Origin of the sequence: Kaistella pullorum (genome assembly GCF_014837035.1) — a bacterium.
GTDB lineage: Bacteria > Bacteroidota > Bacteroidia > Flavobacteriales > Weeksellaceae > Kaistella > Kaistella rhinocerotis.
On sequence record NZ_JACSPS010000007.1, the window covers coordinates 1 to 7,262 of the forward strand.

Genomic DNA, 7,262 nt, shown 5'->3' on the forward strand with positions numbered 1-7,262 from the left:
CAATAATTTTGCGTCTTTCTTTTTCAGATTTGTCAGGCATAATTTTGTGCGGGTTTTTGTTTACGCTTGCTGGTAACGGTTGGGTATTTCTGTTGGCGGGGATTTTTTATAACTTCTTTTTGTAAATATAGTAAAGGACCAATTAGCGAAAATCTTTATGATGTAAACGTCAACCCCGCTAATAGAAATACTGTGTTATATGCCGTTTTTCTATCTATTTACTTTTAAGTCGGTCAATATTTTATCAATTCTATTAAGTTCGTTCCCGTCAGTCATGTCCAAAACAACTATTTTGTCAATTGATACCTCCTCATGATGAGCCGCAAATATTGCAAACCAAATTCCTTCATCAAAGTCGGTGTGCCAAGTGGTCATAATATGATGATTTGGCAAGTATAGTTTTTCAATGTCAACTTCTCTAAAGACAATTTCTTCGTCCATTAAGTCGTGCGTCTTTTCACAACTTTGTCCAACCGTGCAGACATAACAAACATCATTATTAATTATTTTGGATATTACTTCGTCCAAATAATTTCTTTGTCTGTCGTTGTCAACCAGAATGCAAAGCCAGTTTGACTGAGGAACGTTCTTAATCCAGTTTTGTTCAGTCGTATATTTTACTGTAATTATTTCTCTGTCGTTAATGTTCATGCGCTCGGTTTAAAATGGCATATAACGTTTTGCCGCTTTGCGAAGGCGGGGATTTTTAGCACTAAACTTCATTAGATGCACAAAGCTTGAATTTAGCATTTCACTGTCATAAAAGCACGAAACCCCCGCTTTTGCAAAACGGCTGTTAGCAACAGTTTTTCTATTCTCCTTTGTATAGTTGTTCAAGTTTTTTAGGTAAAGTTATTGTCACTTGTTGGTTGTCGTGATACTCTTTCTTAAATATATCAAACTGTCCGTTGTAGAACCAATAAAAGTCAAGTGATATATTTCCTGGGTCTTCGTGATAAAACTTTTCAATTTCTGGGTGCAGTATTTCTGTCAAGTCCAATACATCTTTTGTTTCAATTGGGTGTAAAAAAACTGTTCCTTTTGTCGGGATTGCAAGCAGTGTTCCGTATGTTCCAATTGAAAATTCTAAATATTTGTCTATGAGCAGAGTGAAAGGTGCAGAGAAGTCACCACTAAACAATATGTAAACCGTAAACTTGTCGCCAAATGTATATTCCTTTGCTTCCATTTCTTCGCTTCCAAGATTTTCAAGTGCTATTTCAAACAAGTCATTTTCGTCAACCTGCCATAATGAGGCATTTTCCTTTCTTATGTAATGAAATTGCTCTTCAAAGTCAAAAATTAAGAATGTTACTAAGTTTGGAAAGTCAAGTCTGTTAACAAATTCATAGTAATTGTCAAGCATTTCTATTGGCTTAACAACAACCTTTAAAAATTGCTTTGCATATTCAAAATCTTTGAAAAGTATTCGTATGCGTCTGACTTGTCTTGGAGTTGTTTAAAATGTCTTTCTATTTCTTGTTCTCTCTCGCCTGAGTTAAGCATAACATATTTTCGGAGTATGTTGTCCAAGTAAAAATGTGCTTCTTCACCGTCCTTATTTTCATATACAATGTCTCCATCGTCTAAACTTATTACATTTACATTTAGTCCTTTCAAAACTGTCAAACATTTATCTAAAAAAATAGAATAATCCTTCTCGTTTATAAGGTCTTTATAATTGTCTGGTAGTTTTATTTTATTTTTCTTAAAAAAGTCGAACATATTTTTTCGGTGTCGTCATTTAAAATTGGTGCTAACGTCCGGCGTATATGGAGGGTTGCGGCTGCTGCCCCAGATCTTCGTACAAAATCCGGACTTTAAACTTAGCGAAAATTCTGATACAAAAGCAGACTTCCGCAATCCGCCATATACGATGTTACCGCCCGTACGCGCGAGGAACATAATACCGGAGCGACTTAGTGATCACGAAATGCCGGAACCCGTTGTCCTGCTCTCGGAAAAAGCCCGGATTTCCAATACTGAATTAATTACAAAAACGGATCTTGGACCGGCGGAAGGTAGTATGGGCGGTAACGTCCGGCGTATATGGAGGGTTGCGGCGGCTGCCCCAGATCTTCGTACAAAATCCGGACTTTAAACTTAGCGAAAATTCTGATACAAAAGCAGACTTCCGCAATCCGCCATATACGATGTTACCGCCCGTACGCGCGAGGAACATAATACCGGAGCGACTTAGTGATCACGAAATGCCGGAACCCGTTGTCCTGCTCTCGGAAAAAGCACGGATTTCCAATGCTGAATTAATTACAAAAACGGATTTTGGACCGGCCGAAGGTAGTATGGGCGGTAACGTCCGGCGTATATGGAGGGTTGCGGCGGCTGCCCCAGATCTTCGTACAAAAACCGGACTTAAAACTTAGCGAAAATTCTGATACAAAAGCAGACTTCCGCAATCCGCCATATACGATGTTATCGCCCGTAAGCGCGAGAAACATAATACCGGGGCGACTTAGTGATCACGAAATGCCGGAACCCGTTGTCATGCTCTCGGAAAAAGCCCGGATTTCCAATGCTGAATTAATTACAAAAACGGATTTTGGACCGGCGGAAGGTAGTATGGGCGGTAACGGTTGGGTATTTCTGTTGGCGGGGATTATTATAACTGGTTTTTATAAATATAAAAAAAATGAACAAATTGCGAAAATCTTTATGATGTAAACTGCAACCCGCTAATAGAAATACCTTGTTACCTGTGGTCTTTTTATTCAACGAGTTTTCCGTTTTTATAATTTTGAATGGTTTTTTCAGAACCACTTGCATTATAAATTTCCCACGTTCCCTCATATATTCCATTTTCCCAATTACCAATTCCTCTTAACTGTCCGTTATCATACCAATATTTGTGAGTTCCGTTTTGTTTCCCATCAATAAAGTTCCCTTCACGGGCTTTTTGACCGTTAGGATGCCAAAATTCCCAAAATCCATTTTCCCTTTGATTTTTAATTTCACCTTTTGAAAAAATACTCCCATTTAAATAGTAAGCAGTTTTGATTCCATCAGTTATAGGTCTAAATTCAAGTTTTTGCGATTTATCTGTCGGTATATTCTGAGCGTTTTTAAGAAAATCTGATTTTCCAATCAATTTATCTCCCAGATAAATTTCGTAATTATCCATGTTTACCGTTTGAGAGAAAAAACTCTGGGAATAGATAATCGTAAATAAAAGAATTAAAAATGTGTTTTTCATAAAGGGTTTATAAGATCACAGGTAACGGTTGGGTATTTCTGTTGGCGGGGCTTATTATAATTGGTTTTGCTAAATATAACAAAATGAACAACTAGCGAATATCTTTATGATGGAAACTTCAACCCGCTAATAGAAATACTTTGTTATCTGCAGTGCGAATTATTTTCTAACTTAATTTCAATTTTATCTACATTATTATAACCAATTATTGAATTTTTCTTTTTATCAAATTTTGTTAAGATGAAATTTCCAATTTCACTGAGAAATTCGACTTTACCATTTTCTGTATTCAAATTAATTAAATATGTTTTTACTTCGTTGTTTTCCACGCTCAGTTTTTGCAGAATAATATTATTTGCAGATTTAAATTCAAAATCGGTAATATAGCAATCATTTAATTCCGTAATTCTTTTTTCATCTCTGATTTTAAAAATCAAAAATTCATCGTCGTATTCTGCAAGATTCCAAAAGAATACATATAATGGTTCATTTTCTTTAGATTCATCAACAGGATCATAATATTCTTTTATTATATGGAAATTTCCATCACTGAATAAAACATTTTCGGTTTTGTAATTTTCAGTTGGTTTTATTCCAATTATATTTGTTTTAATTTTCTCATAAATCCACATAATTGGAATTACAATAATTAACATAATTAGGGCAAATGGAACAAGGATAAATGGAGCAAAAAAATTTAAAACCCTATTTAGTAGATTTGTTTTGGGAATTTTATAGGTTAAAATTTCAATGATTTTCATAAACGCAATATTGGAAATCGGATTGCAGATAACGTTTTGGGGGTTTGCGATGGCGGGGAGTTTTAGCACTAAACTTCGTTCGGAGAAATTAACTTCCACCTTCCACAAATGTGTCTGCGAAGCACGGAACCCCGCTATCGCAAACCCCCTGTTAGCAGGCGTATTTCTTCACGGTTTCTATTACCTGTAATCGTTTCTCGAGATTGTCAGTCGTGATTTCTTCGGGCCAATTTGGTTTGTTTTTTATAAATTGTATCCAGTTACTTCTATGTCTGTCAATATTATTTGTTGAGTTGATTTTGTCAAGATACATAATTGCTTCCATCGCATCTTTCTGGTCAAACCACAAGTCAGGCTTTGTTAGATAATAATCAAGGTATAGATTTAGATAATCAATACATTTCGGCAGATTGAAAGAAGCAAACACCTCGCAATACGCGCCACCTGCATAGGAAACTTCACTCTTCAATAAATGTGTTCCAATAATGTCGATGAACTGTGTTTGATTGGTAAGGGCTGAAAAATAAGCGCCCGTTTGCCTTGTTCGCCAATTGAAATCGCCAAGATTCTGCTCAATAATCTCAGGAGTGATTTCACACTTAATCCGCTTTAAACTGTCAATCCATTTTGTGTCTAGGTGTCCAGAGAAATGACCAATATTCATAAAAAAGGGAATCACCCATTTGTCGAGGAAGTCTCTCGACAATTCAAAGTCGTTCTTAAACGATTTTAAGTCGTCAAAGGGGGGCGTGTGTCGAACTGTCGCACCCGCTACGTGTAATTTTATTGCTTCGATTTCTTTGTCGTCCATTTGTCGTTATTAATATGCCTGCTAACGGTTGGGTATTTCTGTTGGCGGGGCTTATTATAACTGATATTTGTAAATATAACGAAATAAACAACTAGCGAAAATCTTTATGATGTAAACTTCAACCCCGCTAATAGAAATACACTGTTAGCTATTGTCGCTGTTTAGTCAAGTCCAAATTCTACAAGACTTATTTCATTATTCTCAAGTTCAATAATTAAATATGAATAGAAGTACGTGTAAATTGGCCAATCTTTCACAATTTTAGGAATTTTGTTTTCAGACGGATTCAAAAAAAAGAAAAGAGAATTAGGATTAAAGCGTTGAAGTGTCTGTGAACATTTCTTTAAGAATTCAGCATTAGTTTCTTGCAAAATGGTCTGTTCTATATTTTTTTCGAAAGTTTTGAAATCAATACTCTTAAAGTCAATATATTCTAACTTTTCAGTTTCATAAAAACCATAAAATTTTTCGTTTGAATATTCAGTCTTTTCACCATTCCCCTGTGTTACAATCACATTTTGACCGGTAGGCTCACTTTCATAATTCCAAATAAAATATTTAGTTTTTAAGAATTCTGAAATAGTACTTTTGAGATTCAGAGTCGAAATTTGAAAAGCAGGACCTACAGTTACTATGCTTAAATATCCCCAGTTATCTCTAAAGTTTACAGTTTCCTTCTCTTTAAAATTCATTTGGTATGATGATTTTGTGCGATAACAGCTAACGTAAAAGTATTTGCGAAGAACGGGCTACTGCAAACCAAATGTGGAAAGAAAAATCGCCCGAAGCAAAATGCTTTTTCAGATTTCTAAATTAGCGAAAATTGAAAGATGAAAAGCATTTTTGCGTGTTTTATTAAATAAATTCTCAAAGAAACCGTTAACCCCGTTTTTTGCAAATACACTGTTAGCTGTAGTGCTTTTTAAAATATTTTCTTCAAAAAACTACCGATAATTTCTAATGAGCTTATTAGCATATTTTCGCTCCCGTAATTTCTAAGTGCTTTGATTTCATCTTTTTTATCACCTGCTTTTTTGCGTTTGATTTTTCGACCTAATTTTAGACCGTCAAAAATTGTCCAACTAATTAAAAGTATGGAAGAAAGAATAATTAAAATTATTTGTACATTTTCATTCATAAATAAGTTCAAGTATTTTGAGTTTTTAATGCTAACACATCGTTAGGAACGTTTTAAAATTTTTAATTCATTCCTAATTTTTTCAGAGAATAATAAAATTTCAATTACATGTTACTTGACGAGATTTTTGTTGCATTACAGCTAACGTTTTCGGGCTTTGCGTTCGGGCGGGTTTCGGAGCACAAAACTGTCAACCTGCACTACACTTGAATAGAAGCACAAAGCTCCAAGTTTGCACGTCACCCCGCCTGACGCAAAACCCGTGTTAGCGGTTCGGCTTTCTTCTATAAAAGGTCGTCCCACCCATTTTGCAAATACATTTTAATTCTTTCTTTTTCTTCCGTTGTTTGTTCACGTGAAATGTATGGAAAACAATTTAAGAATAGTTTTTTCAACTTGTCAAAAGCATTCTTTTCAAGTTTTTCGTTGTCTATATTCATTCCATTCATCCAAGCCATTGCCTTTTTAATATAACCTGTCGGTGTCAAATAATCTGAAATGTCAATCCATTCGTCTATGTAATCTCCCTTTTGTAAATACTTATTTTTTAAAATAGTATCGCAATGTCCTTTACAGCTGAAGTATGCTTCTTCATATGGATTTTTAGTTACAACTTTTGCTTAAAAGTCAGTAAACTTTCTTAACGTAACAAAGATACCTGTGCCGCCTTCTAAGAGGTTTTTATTACAATATTCACAATTGATAGTCGGTTCGTCAGAAAATATTTTAGCTGGTTTAGGGTTTTCTGTTCTATACTTTTCAAAACTTATCGGGAAATATCTACTGGCTAATTTTAAACCTTGAGGCGATTCAAGTAATATCTTTTCAATGTGTTCTCTGTCAAAATTTTGAATGTTTGTTTTGGCTTTGAGTCCGTCAAAATTTTTACCCAATGAAGTCGCTGGTAAAGTGGAATAAAAACCAATAAATCCGTCACAATTATGAACTGAAATACGGTCAAGTATATTTGGCTCGTCTGTGTCTGACACAGATTTGCCAGTGTGTGCATAATGCTTGCAACTAACTAACCATTTGATTTTAGTTGTCCCCGAAACACCTACTCTTGTTTCTTGGATTATCAAATCCTTCTTTCCGTCTGCTCCTCTGTCTGGGTGTTGTAAAATTTCGTAGCCGAGAATTTCAAAAAAATCCCTTGAAAAAAGTTCAAAGGTGTCTTGAAGTCCGTCACCACCATTTGCTTGTGGTATTTCTTTGAAGTCTATAACCATTGTCTGTCTATGTTATTTCGTTTTAAGCTGACCGCTAACGTCCGGCGTATATGGAGGGTTGCGGCTGCTGCCCCAGATCTCCGTACAAAAACCGGACTTTAAACTTAGCGAA

The 7,262-nt window shown here is 35.2% G+C and carries 11 protein-coding genes; 2 read left to right on the forward strand and 9 right to left on the reverse strand.

The annotated features are described in order from the left end of the window. Positions 1 to 210: 210 nt before the first annotated feature. The 3 genes from H9628_RS11530 to H9628_RS11540 all read right to left on the reverse strand — a co-directional run bounded on the left by H9628_RS11530 (position 211) and on the right by H9628_RS11540 (position 1,725). The gene (locus tag H9628_RS11530) at positions 211 to 651 is read right to left on the reverse strand and encodes a DUF7684 family protein (protein ID WP_251834295.1); all 441 of its coding nucleotides are present in this window, start codon (positions 649 to 651) and stop codon (positions 211 to 213) included. A gap of 160 nt (positions 652 to 811) precedes the next feature. Then, entirely contained in the window at positions 812 to 1,366 is a 555-nt protein-coding gene (locus H9628_RS11535) for an uL10 family ribosomal protein (protein WP_251834296.1), read from the reverse strand. A gap of 23 nt (positions 1,367 to 1,389) precedes the next feature. Then, the gene (locus H9628_RS11540; RefSeq protein WP_251834297.1) at positions 1,390 to 1,725 is read right to left on the reverse strand and encodes a hypothetical protein; all 336 of its coding nucleotides are present in this window, start codon (positions 1,723 to 1,725) and stop codon (positions 1,390 to 1,392) included. Positions 1,726 to 1,750: 25 nt separating this feature from the next. Here H9628_RS11540 and H9628_RS11545 point away from each other — a divergent pair, with 25 nt between their 5' ends. After that, positions 1,751 to 2,101: a hypothetical protein gene (locus H9628_RS11545; protein ID WP_251834298.1), complete on the forward strand. Its 351-nt coding sequence runs from the start codon at positions 1,751 to 1,753 to the stop codon at positions 2,099 to 2,101. Positions 2,102 to 2,283: 182 nt separating this feature from the next. Beyond that, a complete protein-coding gene (locus H9628_RS11550; protein ID WP_251834299.1) occupies positions 2,284 to 2,682 on the forward strand; it encodes a hypothetical protein in 399 nt (132 codons plus the stop codon). A 43-nt stretch (positions 2,683 to 2,725) separates the two neighbouring features. Here the strand turns inward: H9628_RS11550 and H9628_RS11555 are convergent, their stop codons facing one another. The 6 genes from H9628_RS11555 to H9628_RS11580 all read right to left on the reverse strand — a co-directional run bounded on the left by H9628_RS11555 (position 2,726) and on the right by H9628_RS11580 (position 7,150). After that, a complete protein-coding gene (locus H9628_RS11555; protein WP_251834300.1) occupies positions 2,726 to 3,139 on the reverse strand; it encodes a toxin-antitoxin system YwqK family antitoxin in 414 nt (137 codons plus the stop codon). A 215-nt stretch (positions 3,140 to 3,354) separates the two neighbouring features. Then, positions 3,355 to 3,972, reverse strand: coding sequence for a hypothetical protein (locus H9628_RS11560; RefSeq protein ID WP_251834301.1), 618 nt, complete (start codon positions 3,970 to 3,972; stop codon positions 3,355 to 3,357). A 151-nt stretch (positions 3,973 to 4,123) separates the two neighbouring features. After that, the gene (locus tag H9628_RS11565) at positions 4,124 to 4,783 is read right to left on the reverse strand and encodes a DUF6000 family protein (protein ID WP_251834302.1); all 660 of its coding nucleotides are present in this window, start codon (positions 4,781 to 4,783) and stop codon (positions 4,124 to 4,126) included. Between the two features lie 161 nt (positions 4,784 to 4,944). Beyond that, positions 4,945 to 5,475, reverse strand: a complete 531-nt coding sequence (locus tag H9628_RS11570) for a hypothetical protein (RefSeq protein ID WP_251834303.1) — start codon at positions 5,473 to 5,475, stop codon at positions 4,945 to 4,947. A gap of 230 nt (positions 5,476 to 5,705) precedes the next feature. Beyond that, positions 5,706 to 5,921 carry a hypothetical protein gene (locus H9628_RS11575; protein ID WP_209815953.1) on the reverse strand — a complete coding sequence of 72 codons (216 nt, stop codon included), beginning with the start codon at positions 5,919 to 5,921 and terminating at the stop codon, positions 5,706 to 5,708. Positions 5,922 to 6,541: 620 nt separating this feature from the next. Further along, on the reverse strand, positions 6,542 to 7,150 hold the full coding sequence (locus tag H9628_RS11580) for a restriction endonuclease (RefSeq protein WP_251834304.1): 609 nt from the start codon (positions 7,148 to 7,150) through the stop codon (positions 6,542 to 6,544). Positions 7,151 to 7,262: the final 112 nt, after the last annotated feature.

Excerpts from the sequence above, each read along its gene's own strand:
- H9628_RS11570 (WP_251834303.1), bottom strand. The coding sequence starts at position 5,475 with ATGAATTTTAAAGAGAAGGAAACTGTAAACTTTAGAGATAACTGGGGA.
- H9628_RS11575 (WP_209815953.1), bottom strand. The coding sequence starts at position 5,921 with ATGAATGAAAATGTACAAATAATTTTAATTATTCTTTCTTCCATACTT.
- H9628_RS11540 (WP_251834297.1), bottom strand. The coding sequence starts at position 1,725 with ATGTTCGACTTTTTTAAGAAAAATAAAATAAAACTACCAGACAATTAT.
- H9628_RS11580 (WP_251834304.1), bottom strand. The coding sequence starts at position 7,150 with ATGGTTATAGACTTCAAAGAAATACCACAAGCAAATGGTGGTGACGGA.
- H9628_RS11555 (WP_251834300.1), bottom strand. The coding sequence starts at position 3,139 with ATGGATAATTACGAAATTTATCTGGGAGATAAATTGATTGGAAAATCA.
- H9628_RS11565 (WP_251834302.1), bottom strand. The coding sequence starts at position 4,783 with ATGGACGACAAAGAAATCGAAGCAATAAAATTACACGTAGCGGGTGCG.
- H9628_RS11535 (WP_251834296.1), bottom strand. The coding sequence starts at position 1,366 with ATGCTTGACAATTACTATGAATTTGTTAACAGACTTGACTTTCCAAAC.
- H9628_RS11560 (WP_251834301.1), bottom strand. The coding sequence starts at position 3,972 with ATGAAAATCATTGAAATTTTAACCTATAAAATTCCCAAAACAAATCTA.
- H9628_RS11530 (WP_251834295.1), bottom strand. The coding sequence starts at position 651 with ATGAACATTAACGACAGAGAAATAATTACAGTAAAATATACGACTGAA.